General features: G+C 50.7%; 2 protein-coding genes. Both read left to right on the forward strand.

Annotated features, from left to right (window positions below):
- Window positions 1-189: 189 nt before the first annotated feature.
- Complete coding sequence (locus C8029_RS04870; protein ID WP_152002388.1) at window positions 190-384, forward strand: hypothetical protein; 195 nt, start codon at window positions 190-192, stop codon at window positions 382-384.
- A gap of 197 nt (window positions 385-581) precedes the next feature.
- Window positions 582-1013: BapA/Bap/LapF family prefix-like domain-containing protein (locus tag C8029_RS04875; RefSeq protein ID WP_152002389.1), on the forward strand; the 432-nt coding region annotated here is incomplete at its 3' end.

A 1013-nucleotide genomic window follows, 5' to 3' on the forward strand; every position in this document is an offset into this window, starting at 1 on the left:
CGCAAGACATCCCGAGATCGCGCTTCGGCTGACAGGAGCGCGTAGGAGCAGTTAGCCCAACGAGCTGCTCCAGAATGGAGCGCCCCGGTAACGTGGCGTTCTACTACCTGAGAGGCGGGTTATGTCACCCCATCACCACTCACCCAGCATGATCTGCCTCTCTCCTTACTTGAGCAAAGCGAACACATTATGAATGATACTCAAAATCACTTAGAGATTTTTAGCTGCGAATCAAGAGATTTGGTGGCTGAGGCCCTGCACGCAAGCTTGATTGCACAATCTTCTGGTTTTCGCGCAACAGCGCATGCGTTGAAGCAGGTTGCGTTGGAACAGAACAAATTATTCCAATGTAGCTCACTCACGCTGAACCTGCATTCAGCCTGAGATTTGTTTTCGTGGCGTGTTTATAGGCGCTTAACCTACTGTGGATGAGATATGTCTCACCTGCGGGCGGGTGGGTGAAATAGTCCTAAAGATTATCAAAAAAATCTAGATAATATACTTTAGTTTTAATATACAGCAATAAGATATGATGTGCTTGGTGGGCTCATAGGCCTTTGGGAAATTGGGAGAGATGAACGATGGTAACCACCTCCATTCAGGCGGGTCCTGAAATTAGTGTCAAAATCGACGTGATGCGGGACGAAGTGCTGCGTTACTCTAAAAATGGAGACAATTTGATCATTGATCTTAAGAGTGGTGATCAGATTGTTGTTAACGACTTTTATACTTTTGCCGAGAACCAGTCTCTTCACAGTTTAGTTTTTGGTGATGGAACGGCCAGCGGTGTTACGGGTGATCCTGCGACTGCGGCAGGTCTGGGAATGGGCTTCTCAGAAGAAGGCATTGCAGCTGCCGTTTTCGGTGGGCTCGGTCTTGCGGCTCTGGCGGCCGGTGGCGGTGATGACAGCGATGCGGATGCGGATGCCGACGCGGATGCCGATGCTGACGCAGATGCCGACGCGGATGCCGATGCGGATGCTGACGCCGATGCCGATGCCGACGCGGATGCT

The organism is Roseobacter sp. TSBP12 (genome assembly GCF_009129705.1).
GTDB lineage: Bacteria > Pseudomonadota > Alphaproteobacteria > Rhodobacterales > Rhodobacteraceae > Celeribacter > Celeribacter baekdonensis_A.

Bases quoted from the DNA above. Each gene is read 5' to 3' on its own strand.
- C8029_RS04870 (WP_152002388.1), top strand. From the start codon at position 190: ATGAATGATACTCAAAATCACTTAGAGATTTTTAGCTGCGAATCAAGA.